The following is a 16,304-nucleotide window of genomic DNA, read 5'->3' as shown; positions in this document are numbered from 1 at the left end:
GGTTAGAGTTCGGCGAGCAGCTGTTCCATTTCCTGGATTTCGGCGAGCTGGGTTTCCATGATGGTCTCGGCGAGAGCAATTGCCGCAGGATACTCCCCGTTATCGATTTCCTCCTGGGCCATCTCCACCGCCCCGTCGTGGTGTTCAATCATGGATTCCAGGAACAACCCGACCGCGTCGTCACCCTCGGCCGCTTCCAGATCAGCCATCTGATCTTCATCCAGCATGCCGTCCATCCCACCCATCCCGCCCATCTCGTGCCCAGCCATGCCACCGTCGGGCATGACCGGTCGGTCCCACGCTTCGAGCCAGCCGGTCATGATATCGATCTCAGGACCCTGCGCAGCCTTGATCCTGGTGGCGAGATCCGAAATCTCAGGGCTGACATCGTCTTTGGCAAGCATCATCTCGCTCATCTCCACCGCCTGCTGGTGGTGAGGAATCATCATCTGGGCGAACATGGCATCCGCGGGATTGTGCTCGGCAGACACCACAGCACTGGATTCGGTGGGAGTGCTCTGTTCAGCAGAGGCAGACGAGTCCGCAGCCGGGGTGCTGGTGTCACTGCTGCACCCGGCGACGCTAATAACGGCGGCAATACTTAATGCTGGCAAAGAGAGATAACGCTTCATAGTGATCTGATCCTTTTGAAATATCTGATGAATAGTCTGCAGTGGTGCCTTCGAAGGGCAGGTGCGTCGCTGAGTGAGAGCCTTAGGTGGTGAAGCGTTCGGGGCTGAGGTCGATCCTGCGCAGTAGTTGCGCGTTCAATGCGACCACGATGGTGGAAATACTCATGAGCACTGCTCCCGCCGCGGGCGATAGCACGAAACCGGCGAAGGCCAACACGCCGGCGGCCAGGGGCACGGCGATCAGGTTGTATCCCGTCGCCCAGACCAGGTTCTGGATCATCTTCCGATAACTGGCCCGGGACAAATCGATCATCGCCAGGACTGATCGTGGATCGTTGCCTGCCAGCACCACGCCGGCGGATTCCATTGCGACGTCGGTCCCGGCGCCAATGGCAATTCCCACCTCCGCCCGGGCCAGTGCGGGGGCGTCATTCACGCCGTCGCCGACCATCGCCACTTTCAGGCCACGGGACTGCAGCTCCGCGACCTTGGAGTCCTTATCCTGCGGGAGTACGTCGGCGAAGACTTCGTCGATACCGAGTTCAGTCCCGACCGCGTCCGCCACCTGGCGTGCGTCCCCGGTAATCATCGCGACCTTCACGCCCCGGTCCTGCAACGCTTTCACCGCGGCCCGGGACTCATCCCGTACCCGGTCCTCGAGTCGCACGGCACCAAGCACGGTGCCGTCACGGACCACATGCAACACAGAAGCGCCACGGCCGATCCATTCCTGGACGGTATCTCTCATGTCCGACGGGGTCTCCAACTGCAGTTCCCTGAGCATGTTCGGGCCACCAACAATGACCTCGGTCCCGTTGACAGTGGCTCGGACACCCCGGCCGGTCATCGACGAAAAGTCGCTTCCCCGATAACCGAACACCGCCGCTTCAGGCGTGTCCATAGCTGCGTTGACGATGGCGCGTGCCACCGGGTGTTCGCTGTCGGACTCTGCCGCCGCGGCCAACGCCAACATTTCCGCATCGGACATCGTTCCGGACGTGGTGGTGGCGGTGACGGCGTGCCGGCCCTCGGTGAGAGTGCCGGTCTTATCGAACAGCACTATGTCGACAGTGCGCATGCGCTCCAACGCCATCCTGTTCTTGATCAACACACCCGCCTTCGCCGCGCGCTCCGTCGAAATCGCGATCACCAGGGGAATCGCCAAACCAAGCGCATGCGGGCAAGCGATAACCAGGACCGTGACCGTGCGGATGACCGCATCATCGGGGCTACCCAGCAGGATCCACGCGATGAAAGTGAGGATGCCAGCGACCAGGGCAAAGTAAAACAACAAGGCAGCGGCCCTGTCAGCGAGGGCCTGCGCTTTCGACGACGAGGCTTGCGCCTCAGCGACCAGACGCTGAATCCCGGCCAGAGTGGTGTCGGCTCCGACGGCGGTCACCCGCACCCGGACCGCGTTATCGGTTGCCACAGTTCCCGCGACCACCACCTCCCCGACCATGCGTTGCACGGTGCGGGATTCGCCGGTGATCATCGCCTCATCGAACTCGGCCACACCGTCAACGATCTCGCCATCGGCGGGTACCCGTGCGCCTGACCGGACCAAAACGACGTCGCCGGTGGCCAGCGAGCTCACGGAGACGGTTTCGATTCCCGTGTCGGTGACTTTATCTGCCTCATCGGGCAGCAGCGCGGCCAACGCATCCAAAGCCCCCGCTGCGGATCCGAGGGCACGCATTTCCATCCAGTGCCCCAACAACATGATGACCACCAGCAGGGCCAGCTCCCACCAGAAGTCCAGATTGAAATCTCCAATCCCCAGGGTGGTCACCCAGGATGCGATGAAGGCGACGCTGATGGCCATCGCAATCAGCAACATCATCCCCGGTTGCCGGGTCCGTAGTTCGGTGATCCCGCCCTTGAGGAACGGGGCACCGCCATAGAAGAAGATGATGGTACCCAGAATCGGTGAGATCCACATCGCGCCGGGGAAATCCGGCGGCGTGTAGCCGACGATCATGGCGAACATATGGCTGAACAACACCACCGGAACACTCAAGACCAAACTCAACCAGAACTTGTTCTTAAACATTGCGGTGGAATGCCCCGCATGCTCCCCATGAGAATGCACCTCATGGTCCTCGCTCTTTTTCACCTTCGGAGTTGATTCTGCAGCTGGAGTACTGGACATGATGGTCCCCTAACAAACGCAATGGTGTCATTTAGAAGTCAACGGGTGCAGCGCCCGGCAGTCATTCCGCGGGCTACAGCCGCATCAAAAGACCTTCAAGGAGTAAGCGGCCCTCTTGGGGCTCGGACTTCCCGCTCGGTACCCTGACACTATACCCCCTAGGGGTATTGGTCAAGGATGAGCTGCGGCATTGTGATCGCCGTTTCGCATCCGTAGCGCGACGACAAGTCCCGAGAGTGCGGTGACGAGCGCGACGACCGCCACAGCAGCCGGAATACCGTAAGCGTCCGCGATGACGCCGGAGAGAAGGGCCCCGACGGCGAAGCCACCGTCGCGCCACAACCGGTAAACCCCCACCGAGCGGGCCCTCCACTCGGGGTGCGCGACATCGCCTATCGCAGCCAGCAATGTGGGGTAGACCATCGCGGTGCCTGCACCAAGCAGGATGACGGCGGCAAGCCAGGTTCCGAAGCCAGTTCCAGCAGCGACCATGACCAAGGCGACTGCTTGAACCAGCATCCCCGCGACAATCAAGGGCTTGCGGCCGATTCGATCTGACAAACCGCCAGTGATCAATTGCCCGGCACCCCAGACAGCTGGATAGACGGCAGCAAGAATACCGATACGTTCAAGACCCAGACCCGCTGTGGCGAAAAGGATGGGAAACAGCCCCCAGGCGAGACCATCGTTCAGGTTATTCACCATGCCGGCCTGGCTCACTGAGGACAGGGATTTGTCCCGGAAACTCGTCAGGGTGAAGACGGCACGGCTGCTCAGCCCTGCTTCGGTGCCGGCATGGACGCTGACATGCCGAGCCGCTTCGGCTTTGGCGTGGTGATGGGTTTCGCGGATGGTCAGGGCGGATAGCCCCAGCCCAAGAGCAATGAAGACGGCACCCAGCAGGAACGGTCCGGGACGTAACCCATAGGTCGATGCTATGTAGCCGGTGGCCAGTGCTGCTCCCGCGACGCCGAGGTAGCCAGCCGCTTCGTTCAGGCCCATCGCCAGTCCTCGGCGTTCGGGACCCACCAGGTCCATTTTCATCATGACGGTGATTGACCAGGTTAGGCCCTGGCTGATGCCGAGGACGACGTTGGCTGCCACAATCCACCCCCAGGACGGCCCGAAGATCAGCAGGAGTGGGACCGGCAACGCGATCAGCCAGCCGGAAATGAGGACGGGTTTGCGCCCGTAGCGGTCTGCGAGAGTGCCGGCAAAATAGTTGGTTGCAGCCTTCGCGAGACCGAACGCGAGAATATAGGTCAGCGCGGAGGTGTAGAGCTCGAGGTGGAAGACCTTCTCGGCCAGCAGGGGCAGCACCGTCCGCTCCTGGCCAAGAGTGCCACCCACCAGGGCATTGACTGCGACGAGGAGCATGAACTGCGCCAAATTCTGCCGCAATCCCAGCTCTATTGCAGCGCCCTGTTTAGGTGGCGACGAGTTTCTGCCGGGTTTCACGGATATTCTCCTGTCACGGACCGATGGCCGAGGTTAAATGCTGTGGCGGCGACCGGAATGACCGTGCCGCCGCCACAGCTCAAGGACTGAGCTGGCTCTGTTTACTTGGAGGAAACAGTTTCCTGCTGCTTCCAGCTGGCCCATCCCGCGTAGCTTCCGTCGAGTTCGACGACGTCGTACCCTGCGCGACGAAGGCCGCTGGCCGCCACGGAGTTCCGCACTCCGGACTGGCAGTACGTGACAATGGTTCCTTCACCTGGCAGTTCATCCAGGTGCCACATAGCACGGCCACCGCTGAGCTGGTGCGAGCCGGGGATGTGCCCGGCAGTGTGTTCGGTGCGGTTGCGGACATCCAGCACCATGGCGGCGTCGAAATCGTCCAATTCCGCAGGCTGGATCAGCTTCGGGGTGTTCGTGGGAAGCCCGTCAATGCTGGTGACGTAGCCGCCAACCTTGTCGATGCCTACCCGGACCAGGTGATCCCACATGTCCTGCGCCATTTCTTGATCGGCGGCCAGAAGCACCAGCGGATTCTTGTCCGTTTCCGGGTTGACCACCCATGCTCCGTAGCTTGCCACTGACTTGCCGGCAGGAACGTTCAGGGAGCGGGCAACCGTGCCCTCATGCACCTCGGTATGTGACCGGGTGTCGATGAAGGTGACCTGATCGTCGGCTAGCTTTGCGGCGACGTCGGCGATGCTCAGCTCCGTCAAGGGTGCTCGCTGGCCCATGACTACTGGACCTTCACGATTCTCCCTCTTCATTCGACCGAAATAGGCGTGAGCATCGGGCTGTCCATCAAGCAGTTCGTCGATGAAGCCCTGTTCGTCATTGGCCGCGAGATACGGTCCCCACCAGGCGTACAGGCGCTCGTATCCCACAGTGGAAGACGGGATTGCCCCGAGGGCCTTACCGCAGGCACTGCCGGCACCGTGGGCAGGGTGGACCTGGACATAGTCGGGCAGGGTCAGAAACTTATCCCGCAGGCTGGTGAACAACTGCTTGGCACCCTCGAATCGGGTATCAACGCCGCCCGCTGCCTCATCCAGCAGATCGGGGCGCCCCAAATCTCCCGAGAATACAAAGTCCCCCGACAGCAGGAAGCCGGGTTCGGAGCTGAAAGCTCCGTCGGTCACCAGGAAGGACAGGTGCTCCGGGGTGTGGCCAGGGGTATGAACGGCCTTGATGGTGATGTTGCCGATGACAATTTTGTCGCCGTCGTAGAGCCGTTCGCCGTCAAATTCGTACTGCCAGTCGGGGCCACCTTCACCGGAGACGTAAATCTTTGCACCAGTGGCGGCGGCGAGTTCGCGGGTACCTGAGAGGTAGTCGGCATGGATGTGGGTTTCAGTGACGGCGATGATCTCCATGCCGTTCTTTTTGGCCAGATCCTGGTAGACGGCAATGTCGCGGCGGCCGTCGACAACTACCGCGGTGCCGTTGGCCTGGCAGCCAATCAGGTAGCTGGCCTGTGCGAGGTCTTCATCGTAAATACGCTCGATAAGCATCTGCTGATCTCCTTCGTTCGTGGTCTTGATCTATTACTACTGTAATACCCCTAGGGGTATATGGCAAGGCAACATTCTTCTATGCTTCACGCTCTGGGGCACGCCCCCATGGCGGCCACCGGCGGAATGGGTTAGGTAGTCGGAAGACCGGCCTTGGTCCAGGCAGACATTCCACCGGCCATCGTGTCGGCGGTAAACCCTGCGCCGTTCAGCGCGTCGGCAACCCGGGCGGAGCGGTTGCCGCTCCGGCACACCGCGATCACATGAACCGAGGGATTCAGTTCGGACAGTCGCGCCTGCAACTCGCCCATCGGGATATGCAACGCCCCGGGGATCATGCCCTCGGCTACCTCAAAATCTTCCCGAACATCGAGGATGATCGACTCTGAACGGCGTTGGTCGGCCTCGTTGATGGTGATTTCAGCCATGGTTTTCTCCTTCAATAGTTCATTAGGGTGTGGCAGCGGTCAGGTCTTGCCCGCCGAACGATTGGATTGCGGGTGGGCCCACAGGTCTCGCCTGGCGTGGGCTGTGATTCAGGCGGGCGACGGGGCCTTCTCGCGTCGTGGCCCGTCAGGCTTGCGAAGGGGACACGATTTGAGGAAGAACCAGCAGGCCACAACCCCGACTGCCGCGAGTGCGGCAACCCCAGCAACAAAGAACCACCGCAGGTCAGCGGGTGCCTGCTGAATGAGTACAAACGTGCCCATTGCCAGAACGAACCACCCAAACGCCTTCCGCAGCGCCACCTCGGGAATTCGCCCGGCCAGTCTGGAGCCAATTAGGGTGCCCACGACGGCCGCCGCGGTCACGGCCAGGGTGATACCCCAGTCGATCTGCACCGTCGTCAGATACCCAGCGAGTCCGGCGAAGGACTTCATGGCGATGACGACGAGCGAGGTACCGACGGCAATCGACATCGGCAAGCCACCGAGCAATGCCAACGCTGGAACGACGAGGAATCCGCCGCCTGCGCCGACTAGTCCAGTCACAAGCCCCACAACAGCCCCATCCAGCAGCACTCTGCCGATAGGAAGTTCGTGCTTGACTGGCTCACCGCTGTCCGTCGATTTTTTCTTACGTCCGCGAAGCATCGCCACGGAGGTGGCGACCATCATGAGCGCAAAGGCAATGAGCAGGATCTGCCCCGGGATTTGGCCACCTAGGAGACCGCCGGCAAATGCACCGACCATTCCGGCCGCGCCAAAGATCAAGCCGGTTCGCCACATCACCCTCCCCCCACGGGCATGACTGATGACACTGACCGCTGACGTGACGCCGACGACGAAAAGGGAAGCGGCGATAGCCTCCTTGGCCTCAAACCCGGCGACGTAGACCAGGATTGGGACGGTGAGGATCGATCCGCCGCCACCCAGCACGCCGAGGGAGAGCCCGATCACCACAGAGAGGGCCAGAACCAGGACCAGGGTGGTGGTCATGAGGCTGCGGTCTCATCTCCGGCGTTAGCAACGGGAAGAGTCAGTATGGCACTTTCGCGTGTGGGATCAACAGCGGCCCTGTTCCACGGCATCGTCGAGATGGCTTTACCCATCGCACAGGTGTTGGTTGCGGCCGAGAAGGTGAGACCAGTGCCAATGACACCGGCCAACAAACGGATTTTCGGTGATACGAATTTACCTCCAGTGAGGCCCACCATCACCAGGGAACCTGCTGCGAGACGGACCTGGCGCTCTAGATCCCAGCGGTCCTTACCCTTGACTACATCTCCACCGGCGGCAGCAAATCCTGGAACACCACCGGTCAGTACATAAGCGGTGTCAATACCTGAGGTTGCTAGCCGCTGGCGGGCCTGTTCGGCGCGGATGCCGGAATGACAGACCAGCACGACGCGTGAGGCCAGGCGGGCTGCAAGCTCATCGGTGTGCTCTGACAGCAACGGCAGCGGCACGTTGTAGGAGCCGCGGATATGCATGGACTCAAATTCGGCGGCGGAGCGGACGTCGATCACGACGAGGTCCTGATGCTCTGTCGCCCATTCACGCAGAGTCCCCGGATCAAGTGCTGTGATGGAAGTGGACGTGGAAACAGGAGTCATGTGTGCCTCTCAAAAGGATGTACTGGATACCCCACCGAGTATTGCAGATACCCCATGGGTATGCAAAACACCCCAGGGGGTATACGATGGATCGTACACAATCTAAGCCCTTGGAGATCTCATGCAACTTGATTCGACTGAACTAGCGCCGGTCGTCAACAGACTTAAACGTGCGCAGGGTCAGCTCGCTGCTGTTACGCGCATGCTTGAGGAGAGCAAGGACTGCAAGGACATCGTGACGCAGCTGGCCGCCGTTTCCAAGGCACTCGATAGGGCGGGCTTCGCTATTATTGCCAGCGGTCTCGAGCAGTGCATCGTTCGCGAGGACGCCACGATGGACAGGAAAGAACTCGAGAAGCTTTTCCTCTCCCTCGCCTAACCGGCATGATCTTCCCTTGGGAGAAAGCTTCCGCACATGCTTTCGCCTCAGGCGTTGCGAGTCCCGCTGCCTTCGCCTCTGGAATCACAGGCACTCATAAGTCAGCAGCGAAGAGCGCATCCTCAGCCGCGCGGGTCAGGGAACGAATTAGCTGGATCTGATCGGCTTCACTACCGTCACCGGTGTTCTTGGTATAGATCACCAGGGCTACAGTGGAATCGCCATGGGTCAGGAGTGCAGCATCGTGAAGATCTGAACCTATCAGTCCGTACTTATGATGCACGGTGACCTCCGGACTGGCTCCTGCAGGGATTAGTTCTTCATTGTTCGTTTCCTGCATGTAGCCCAGCAACTGAGCTGTATTCTCCCGGTTCAGCAGTTCTCCCTCATGAAGCATTGTCAGCACCCGCGCCATATCCGCGGTGGTAAGCAGATTTTCCTCGGGATCATAGGCAACACCAAGGGACTCGGCATAGTCAGTCAGTTCCGGATAACCGACCGACTGCATCAGGAGCAACCAGGCATTGTTGTCACTGTTGTTGACCATGTCCTGGATCTGGAAGCCCGCGTCTTCTTTGCCCAGGTTTTCATCGAGACTGGCTTCGCCGTCTTCGACTGAATGGTAGAAGGCTGCAGCCGTAATGATCTTTGCCGTGCTGGCAGCAAAGAACGCTGACTCTTCCCCGAAAAGTCGTGCATTATCGCCGGAAGTGTCGGCTATCGCGACCCCGACGCGGTAGTCACCTGCGGCGTCAAGGATCGCTGTGATGTCTTCATCAAGTGACTCGGGTGCTTCCGCTACGGGGGCCGACGGACGCTCCGCTGAACGTTCAGCATCCGTCGGGAGCATATCGGCGGCAGAGGGTATAGCCGTCGAGGTTTCTTCGGGAGCCATGTCCGTCGGCTTCCCTGTCGCCGGAGCGCAGCCAGCACCGGCCACCAACAATACAAGTGCAGGCAAGAACGCAAACTTCTTCGTGGTGACCTCCCAGGTGGTTCGATCTTGTCATGGCCGGTACGACGCGCCGGCATCTCAACAAACCGATATTTGGCGTCTCTATGACCTCCGGCAACACCTTGCATTCAGTGTCTCGCCTGTTACGAGCGTCCCACAGACCACCGCAGGGACAAGAACCAGTGTGCAGGTCAACCGTAGATATGAACCCTTCCAGCGGTGTCGTCGGCCGCAATCCAGCTCAATGGAGTCCGCAGCAGGGGTGGGGCGACGGACCGAGTGCGCTCCTTATGGGAGCGACACTTCGCAACCTTGGAGGGGTGTACTCACTAGCTGCTTGCAAAGCCTGGGAAGGGGATCTCCATTCCTGACCTTTCTGTCTTCCATTGAGCAACATCGTCATACCTGTGTGCAACAGTCGGCGTATTTGGTAGTCAATCTGACTAGACTTTTAGTTATCCGGATGTCAACCTTGGTCATCCTGACCGCGCCTATTGAGGAGAACCATGGCCATCAACAAAGATCAACGTCCGATCAGGGATGCTATTGATCGCGCTGTCCTCGAAGCACTCGACGCTGACCCTCGAATGACCGTGCTGGCCATCGCGCACCGCACAGGGTTGGCCCGCGGCACGGTCCAGGCGCGCCTGGAGCGCTACGAGTCACAAGGTGCCCTGCGGGATAACAGCGTGCGCATCGTGCCAGAGGCCCTCGGCCTGTTCATATCAGCGCATGTAGCCGCAGAGCTTGACCAGCACAGGATCGATGTTGCCGTTGAAGGGCTCCGCGCCATTCCAGAAATTGTCGAATGTCTTGCACCCGCAGGAGAAACGGACCTTCTCTGCCGGGTTGTCGCTCGCGACCCGGACGACCTCTACCGAGTGTCAGAAGAGATTCGCCTCTGCCCCGGAATCCTGCGAACCAGAACCAGCATGTTTCTTCGCCAGCCCATCCCCTACCGGATGAGTCCGCTGCTTGCGACGCTGGGTGGCTAACCAACGGATCGGTACAGCGGTTCCGCTGCGCTTCATGCCTGGTGACTGTCTACGTTCCCTATTGCTGCCCTTGCTGCTGCAGGAGGTCGGCGTGGTGAAGCGCGGCAACGTTTGGGTGGGCCCGCAACCGATAGCGCAGAGCATTATCCCCATAGGTTTCAAGGATTGGGCTGTTGGTCGGGTCCACCGACAGCCCCTGGGCCTTGGCGTGAAACTGCGGGCTCATGCGCAGTGCGGGCATGGTGGCATCCAGCGCCGGATTGTAGAAGAAGGGCAGGGAAATCCTGTCGGTTCCGGTACCAGGTGAGATGACACGGTGCAGTGTCGCTTTGAGGTAGCCGTTTGTCGCCAATTCGAGCATTTCACCGATGTTGACCACGAACGTTCCAGGGACCTGAGGTACGTCGATCCACTCTCCTTGGTATTCGACCTGGAGTCCGCCCTTTCCCGGTTCCACCAGGAGCAGCGTGAGCACTCCGCCGTCGCGGTGCGACCCGACGCCTTGTTTCGGCTCGTTGCCGGACTCCCCCGGGTAACGCACGATTTTCAGCATCGGGAAGGCGCTTGAACCAAAGGCTTCATCGAAACTGTCCTCCGGTGCACCGAGAGACACGGCAAGCGCCCGTAAAAGGTCGAGGGAAATGGCACTCAGTCGCTGAGTCCACTCAGAGACGATCTTCCGCATCTCGGGCAATTCAGCCGGCCACAAATTGGGGCCTTCCAACCGCCAGTAGTCAGCGACCCCTGCCGCCGGTTCCACAGCGTTGCGCTCGACGCCAATGTCGATCTGCTCTCGCCAGTCCACCGCCCGATCAGTCAATTCGGCGCCCATCCTGGTGTAGCCACGAAACTGGGGGCTATGAACGTTCTCCAGCTCCAGTTTTTGCTCCTCCGACAAGTCGAAGAAGCGTCTGGAGGTAGCGAGCATGGCGTTAGTGAGCTCCTGCGGGATGCCATGACCTGCCAGGTACAGGAATCCGACCTCGTGCATCGCATTGCGCAGATCGTCCCGGAAGTCCGATGCCTCCTCGGGCCCTGCGTTCAGCTGAGAGTAATCCAGGACGGGCAGTGATTCGAGTGACAAGTTCTTATAGTCCTTTACAACGCGTTTCGGAAACCGAAGTCCGTATCCGCTTCAATGTTACGACTCAAGCCGAAGAGACGAACGATCCCGTTGCGAAGTATGTCGATCTGACTTTGTGGCCGCGCGCAGTCCTCGTTTCAGCCCAGGCCGCAGCTTGGGAGCTGCAGTGAAATCAGGAGGCGGTCTTCACGACGAGCACGTCACAGGGTGCGTTATGTACGACACTCCACGCAACGCTTCCCAGAACCCGTCGAAGCCCCTTCATTCCCACGTTACCTACCACCAGCAATTGGGCACCGACACGCTCGGCTTCCTCGATGAGGACATCCTGCGGCTTGCCCCGCCCCGCAGCGGGGCGCACCTTCACGGAAGGGTGTTGTTCTCGCAGTTTCACTGCAACCTGCTCGGCCAACTTGAGAGCCTGCTCAGCATCATCCAGTATCCAAGTGTCGTTGCCGATATGGACAACTTCCGTGTTACCCGTAATGTGCGCGCTGACCACCACAAGTTCTGCATCGAGCCTTCGGCAAGAGTCGCGGCGCGCGAGGCTGCCTTGTACGCGGTCTCGCTTCCATCCACACCAACAATCACACTTCCGGTCATGACGTTTCCTCCTCGAACTTCGAACCGCAATTGCGGTATGTGGTGCCTACTTGGTTCGCTTACCTTACTCGGTCAAAGAATCCCATGCCTCTTCGCCGGCGCCCGGAACAAAACGGCCGGCGCGGTGACTATTGCAAGCCCCTTTCAGCGCCGCAGTGAATCACAGCGAATTCCGTCGAGGTCACCCGAATCGGAATCCCGACAGGAGAGTCGATCCTTACTGGTGTACTGGCTCGTGGAGGCCTAGATTACGGGCATGACTAGTTCTCCCGTACCAGGCACGCATAGTGACGAACCCCATGACAACACCATCCATGGCAGGCTCAATTGGCTTCGAGCGGGTGTGCTTGGAGCCAATGATGGGATTGTCTCGGTCGCTGCCCTCGTCGTCGGAGTTGCGGGAGCGACAACGGCAACCCCCGTGATTCTTGCCGCTGGCATTGCCGGTCTTGTCGGCGGCGCGATATCCATGGCCCTCGGAGAGTATGTGTCCGTGAGTAGTCAGAAAGACAGCCAGCAGGCCCTCATCGCCAAGGAACGCCTTGAGCTTGAAACCGAGCCTGAAGCGGAACTTGCGGAGCTGGCCGGAATCTACGAATCGAAGGGGCTTAGCCGGGACACAGCCCATCAGGTGGCAGTGGAACTCACCAAACACGATGCCCTGGGGGCCCATCTCGAAGCTGAACTCGGATTGCGCGAGGACGCCGTGGCGAGCCCGCTAGCTGCTGCGGCCGCATCTGCGCTGGCCTTCACCCTTGGCGCGATCCTCCCCCTGCTGACGATTCTTCTGTTTCCAGAGGAAACTCGTGTCCTCGCGACCTTCGTCGCAGTCCTGATTGCCCTCGCCGTAACCGGCTACGGAAGCGCACGGATTGGCGGCAACCCGGCGACGCGCCCAACCGTAAGGATCGTTCTTGGCGGCGCGCTGGCATTGGCAGCCACTTTCCTGATCGGGTCACTCCTGGGCACCACGGGAGTGGTCTGACGCTCCACTGGTGCCTGGGAATCGCTCTCTCTTCATTGAGGTTGCCAACCAGGGAGGCGCCGTCAGTGTAAATGTTTGTACATTTAGTTTTTCCGAGTAGGTTTAATACAGTGCCCCACTGAAGGTGGGGCTTATCGAGGCCTTTTACCGAACCCAGCCAAAGGCCTTGGTCCTTTAGATAGGAAGGCTGGGGCGGGGAAACCATAGGTGGGTTCTTTAGGAACCCTTGGGGTGAAGCCGGGCGGGGCGTTTGTCTTCGTGCGGCCGGGTGTCTCCCATCCGAATCCGACAGCTCACCTCGTAGGTATAGGGAGAGATTATCCATGTCATCAAATACTGTGCGCGCCCGACATCGCGCCGATACGAAAAGCCGTTCGATTCTTCTCCTCAGCAGGCAAGCCGTCCTGCCTCAGGGGGGACCCAAGATCGCCGCGCTTGTGGTTGCTTCCGGAATGCTTGCGGCGGGAGCAAGCCCCGCCCACGCTTCGGCGATCGCCCACCCGGCGCAGGATCACACCGTTTCATCGTTCTCATCGGCTGCTTCAACAGTCGAAGTGGAGGCGAGCCCCACCAATCAAGGCACTGCGTACACCGTGAAGTCAGGTGATTCGCTGGGCGCTATCAGCGTTCAGACAGGTGTGGCGTTGCACAAGCTGCTGAGCCTAAACCAGCTCACCGTCACGTCAATCATCTACCCGGGAAACACCATCGTGCTGTCCGAGGAGTCGAATGCCGTGACTGCTGCACCGGTTGCCTCTGGCTCCGCAGCCTCGCCATCAGCGGTTTCCGACTTTAGCGTGAGTACACAAAGTGCATCGATCAGTCCCCTGAGTAACCGGGTGAGCAGCGAGTCAGGAAATATCTGGGATTCCTCGGACTCTCCCCAGAGCGGTACTGCCAACAGCCGTATTCTTGCCTTCGCCAACACGCAGTTGGGCGCTATTCAGGACTGCACCGTCCTGGGCGAAGGGGCATTGCGAGCCGCCGGGGTGATGGGGGTGGGAGACGAGTCCCCTGAGTCCTTGATGGCCTTCGCTACTCCGGTATCAGATCCCCAGCCCGGCGACTTCGTCTACTACGCCGACGGCGGGATGGGCTTTTCGCACAACGCCGTCTACCTCGGCGACGGACGAGCCATCCACAGCGGCTGGAACGGTAACCAGACCGTTGAGGAATCCGTCAATGTGGGTTCCGGTCCTGTCTATTACCGGGTCAACATCTAGTTATCCAACGCCGCTGGTGGGGCTCTGACCTCGCTGACAGCGGTGTTCCTCGGACGCGCCCGGACACCAGATCCGACAAACAGGGATCTGGTGTCCGGGTGAATCCCCCTTTTCCCTCCCCTTGTGCCTTCCCAGGGGCGCACGACGCCAGGAGTAATGAATGCCACAAGAATCTGATCAACGAACCGCGGGTGTTCGATCGGCCACCCTCATCGCTGCCCTGCTTGTCGCCGCGCTCATCCTGATTATTGGCTTGATCGCTTCCCAGCGAGCCTCCTCCCCCGCTTCTGATGGATCAGGAACAGACGTCGCAGAGGAATCCGGCGGCCGGGAGGAAGAAAAGTTCGATTTATCCCGGCGCATCGCCGACGACCCGTTAGCAATGGGTGAGGTCGACGCCCCCGTTGTTCTGGTCGAATACGCCGATTACAGATGCCCGTTCTGCGGGGTTTTCTCGCGCGAGACATTGCCGGCGTTGGTCGAGCAGTATGTTGCTAGCGGAGAACTGAGGATTGAGTGGCGAGATTTACCTGTTTTCGGAACTGAGTCTCTTGATGCTGCAGTTGCCGGCCGGGCCGCAGGGGAACAGGATAGGTTCTGGGAGTTCAATAAAGCCGTCTTCGCTGCGGCCCCCGACCGCGGACACATCAGCCTCCCGCGCGAGGAGCTGATCCGCATCGCAGAAGAAGTTGGGGTAGCCGACATCACGGCGTTCACAGCGGATCTGGACTCGGAGGAGCTCAATCAGGCTGTTCAAACCGACGCTGAGGAAGCCGCAGCCCTGGGAGCTACCGGAACACCCTTGTTTCTGGTGAACGACATCCCCATCTCGGGCGCCCAACCGGTAGAAGTATTTGAACAAGCCATTGAGACTGTGCTGGCAGAAACCAGTCCCCAGTAATGCTAATCGGATACAGCGGGGCGTTCCTCGGTGGTCTCCTCACCCTCCTCAGTCCGTGCTCAGCATTGTTGCTGCCAGCATTCTTCGCGTATGCCTTCAGCACAAAACGGCAACTGGTCGGCCGGACCATGCTCTTCTACGCAGGATTGTTGTGCACCCTCGTACCCCTGGGGGTCTTCGCTGGCACCCTGGGGTCCCTCGTCACCACTGACCGACACATTCTCATCGGGCTCGCAGCCGCCCTCATGATCGTTTTGGGTCTCATTCAGATCCTCGGTGTCCGCCTACCGGCATTCATCCGCACCCGGTCCGCGACTGTCGGTTCCGGCGGTTCCGTCTTCGTCCTCGGATTGGCGTACGGGGTCGCAGGAGCCTGCACCGGACCCATCCTTGGGTCAATTCTTACCGTCGCCGCAGCTGGCAGCAACGCCGTCTACGGCGGAATTCTGCTCGCCATCTATGCACTGGGAATGGCAGTCCCGCTGTTCTTCCTCGCTGCGCTGTGGGACCGCCTCGGTGTTTCCGGACGTCGGTGGCTTCGTCCCCGCCCTGTAACCATCGGACGGTGGTCCAACACCTGGATTATGGTGATCTCTGGCTCCCTTTCAATCGGCATCGGAATCTTCCTCATCGCCACAGACGGAACAGCGAGTCTGGGTGGGATCCTTTCCGTTACCGACCAGTTCGCCCTCGAGAACGCGGTACGTACCTTCGCGGACTCAATCCCCGACGTAGCTGTCATGCTGTTAATTCTCATGCTCCTCACCGCAACCGGCGCCATCTACTTACGCCGGCGCAGCCACAGGTCATCAGCACCCCCGAATGACCCCGCATCACCAGAAGCGTCTTCGGATCAAGTGTCAAAGGAAGCTCCATGACTCCCCTCACCAGGAACCCCACGACCCAGCGACACAGTCTGTTCATTGCTCTTCGTCAATGGCCCTTACGCCGGTGGATCTCCGTATTATTCGGTGCGGTGGCGACCTTCCTGCTCGTAGCCATTCCGACCGATCTCATCGACACGCCATTATTCAGCCGTGAAGTTCCCCCCACCTGGTGGTCGGTGCCAGCACTGATCATCTCCTCGGCGCTAAGCGGCCTGGTCCTCGGTACCTATGTCGCCCAGGATCGGATTGAGGAATCTCCGCGGACCCGTTCGGGCATCGCGGGGGCGATCGTGACTTTTTTTGCCGTCGGCTGCCCCGTGTGCAACAAGATCGTCTTGCTCGCTCTGGGAACCTCGGGAGCGATGCAGTACTTCGAGCCCATTCAACCCGTCCTCGCGGTTCTCGCTATCGGCCTACTCTCCTGGGCCTTCTACCGGCGCGCCACGTATGAGGATCGTTGCCCAGTCCCAGCGAAGTCGGTATAAC

General features: G+C 60.1%; 16 protein-coding genes, 1 pseudogene and 1 riboswitch. Of the genes and pseudogenes, 7 read left to right on the top strand and 10 right to left on the bottom strand.

Translation table 11 applies throughout. The features are described from left to right. Positions 1-2: 2 nt before the first annotated feature. The 7 genes from DDA93_RS11305 to DDA93_RS11275 all read right to left on the bottom strand — a co-directional run bounded on the left by DDA93_RS11305 (position 3) and on the right by DDA93_RS11275 (position 7,806). The gene (locus DDA93_RS11305) at positions 3-632 is read right to left on the bottom strand and encodes a DUF305 domain-containing protein (RefSeq protein ID WP_116778846.1); all 630 of its coding nucleotides are present in this window, start codon (positions 630-632) and stop codon (positions 3-5) included. Between the two features lie 82 nt (positions 633-714). Further along, positions 715-2,685 carry a heavy metal translocating P-type ATPase gene (locus DDA93_RS11300; RefSeq protein ID WP_116778845.1) on the bottom strand — a complete coding sequence of 657 codons (1,971 nt, stop codon included), beginning with the start codon at positions 2,683-2,685 and terminating at the stop codon, positions 715-717. A gap of 270 nt (positions 2,686-2,955) precedes the next feature. Beyond that, positions 2,956-4,161 (bottom strand): MFS transporter, encoded by a 1,206-nt coding sequence (locus tag DDA93_RS11295; RefSeq protein WP_035746658.1) that lies wholly within the window; start codon positions 4,159-4,161, stop codon positions 2,956-2,958. A 182-nt stretch (positions 4,162-4,343) separates the two neighbouring features. Then, on the bottom strand, positions 4,344-5,750 hold the full coding sequence (locus tag DDA93_RS11290) for an MBL fold metallo-hydrolase (RefSeq protein ID WP_116778844.1): 1,407 nt from the start codon (positions 5,748-5,750) through the stop codon (positions 4,344-4,346). Positions 5,751-5,881: 131 nt separating this feature from the next. After that, on the bottom strand, positions 5,882-6,178 hold the full coding sequence (locus DDA93_RS11285) for a rhodanese-like domain-containing protein (RefSeq protein ID WP_024475554.1): 297 nt from the start codon (positions 6,176-6,178) through the stop codon (positions 5,882-5,884). Between the two features lie 108 nt (positions 6,179-6,286). Next, positions 6,287-7,189 (bottom strand): sulfite exporter TauE/SafE family protein, encoded by a 903-nt coding sequence (locus DDA93_RS11280; protein ID WP_019482224.1) that lies wholly within the window; start codon positions 7,187-7,189, stop codon positions 6,287-6,289. Beyond that, positions 7,186-7,806: a rhodanese-like domain-containing protein gene (locus DDA93_RS11275; protein ID WP_024475553.1), complete on the bottom strand. Its 621-nt coding sequence runs from the start codon at positions 7,804-7,806 to the stop codon at positions 7,186-7,188. The genes DDA93_RS11280 and DDA93_RS11275 overlap by 4 nt, the downstream gene beginning before the upstream one ends. A gap of 121 nt (positions 7,807-7,927) precedes the next feature. Between DDA93_RS11275 and DDA93_RS11270 the strand changes: the two genes are divergently transcribed. Continuing rightward, positions 7,928-8,185 (top strand): metal-sensitive transcriptional regulator, encoded by a 258-nt coding sequence (locus DDA93_RS11270; RefSeq protein WP_019482226.1) that lies wholly within the window; start codon positions 7,928-7,930, stop codon positions 8,183-8,185. Between the two features lie 94 nt (positions 8,186-8,279). On the opposite strand, the gene DDA93_RS11265 is transcribed toward DDA93_RS11270, so the two are convergent. Further along, on the bottom strand, positions 8,280-9,080 hold the full coding sequence (locus tag DDA93_RS11265) for a serine hydrolase (protein ID WP_084442777.1): 801 nt from the start codon (positions 9,078-9,080) through the stop codon (positions 8,280-8,282). 566 nt (positions 9,081-9,646) lie between these two features. Here DDA93_RS11265 and DDA93_RS11260 point away from each other — a divergent pair. Next, positions 9,647-10,135: an Lrp/AsnC ligand binding domain-containing protein gene (locus DDA93_RS11260; RefSeq protein WP_019482228.1), complete on the top strand. Its 489-nt coding sequence runs from the start codon at positions 9,647-9,649 to the stop codon at positions 10,133-10,135. Between the two features lie 58 nt (positions 10,136-10,193). Here DDA93_RS11260 and DDA93_RS11255 read toward each other — a convergent pair whose 3' ends face one another. Together DDA93_RS11255 and DDA93_RS11250 are read right to left on the bottom strand one after the other, a co-directional pair. Beyond that, positions 10,194-11,219, bottom strand: a complete 1,026-nt coding sequence (locus tag DDA93_RS11255; RefSeq protein WP_116778843.1) for a 2-oxoglutarate and iron-dependent oxygenase domain-containing protein — start codon at positions 11,217-11,219, stop codon at positions 10,194-10,196. Between the two features lie 172 nt (positions 11,220-11,391). Continuing rightward, positions 11,392-11,822, bottom strand: a pseudogene (locus DDA93_RS11250) (universal stress protein). A 256-nt stretch (positions 11,823-12,078) separates the two neighbouring features. Here DDA93_RS11250 and DDA93_RS11245 point away from each other — a divergent pair. The 5 genes from DDA93_RS11245 (at position 12,079) to DDA93_RS11225 (ending at position 16,303) form a co-directional block, all read left to right on the top strand. Continuing rightward, the gene (locus tag DDA93_RS11245) at positions 12,079-12,807 is read left to right on the top strand and encodes a VIT family protein (RefSeq protein WP_024475551.1); all 729 of its coding nucleotides are present in this window, start codon (positions 12,079-12,081) and stop codon (positions 12,805-12,807) included. A gap of 135 nt (positions 12,808-12,942) precedes the next feature. Next, positions 12,943-13,128, top strand: a riboswitch (cyclic di-AMP (ydaO/yuaA leader). A 2-nt stretch (positions 13,129-13,130) separates the two neighbouring features. Continuing rightward, the gene (locus DDA93_RS11240) at positions 13,131-14,030 is read left to right on the top strand and encodes a LysM peptidoglycan-binding domain-containing protein (RefSeq protein WP_116778842.1); all 900 of its coding nucleotides are present in this window, start codon (positions 13,131-13,133) and stop codon (positions 14,028-14,030) included. 160 nt (positions 14,031-14,190) lie between these two features. Next, positions 14,191-14,931, top strand: coding sequence for a DsbA family protein (locus tag DDA93_RS11235; RefSeq protein ID WP_024475549.1), 741 nt, complete (start codon positions 14,191-14,193; stop codon positions 14,929-14,931). Next, the gene (locus DDA93_RS11230) at positions 14,931-15,809 is read left to right on the top strand and encodes a cytochrome c biogenesis CcdA family protein (RefSeq protein WP_024475548.1); all 879 of its coding nucleotides are present in this window, start codon (positions 14,931-14,933) and stop codon (positions 15,807-15,809) included. The genes DDA93_RS11235 and DDA93_RS11230 overlap by 1 nt, the downstream gene beginning before the upstream one ends. Further along, positions 15,806-16,303, top strand: coding sequence for a hypothetical protein (locus tag DDA93_RS11225; protein WP_116778841.1), 498 nt, complete (start codon positions 15,806-15,808; stop codon positions 16,301-16,303). Before DDA93_RS11230 ends, DDA93_RS11225 begins: the two co-directional genes overlap by 4 nt. The last annotated feature ends 1 nt before the right edge of the window (position 16,304 follow it).

The organism is Arthrobacter sp. Bz4 (genome assembly GCF_003075455.1).
Classification (GTDB): Bacteria; Actinomycetota; Actinomycetes; order Actinomycetales; family Micrococcaceae; genus Arthrobacter_D.
The sequence above is the reverse complement of the archived record's forward strand: the minus strand, read 5'-3'. Positions and strand labels throughout refer to the sequence as shown.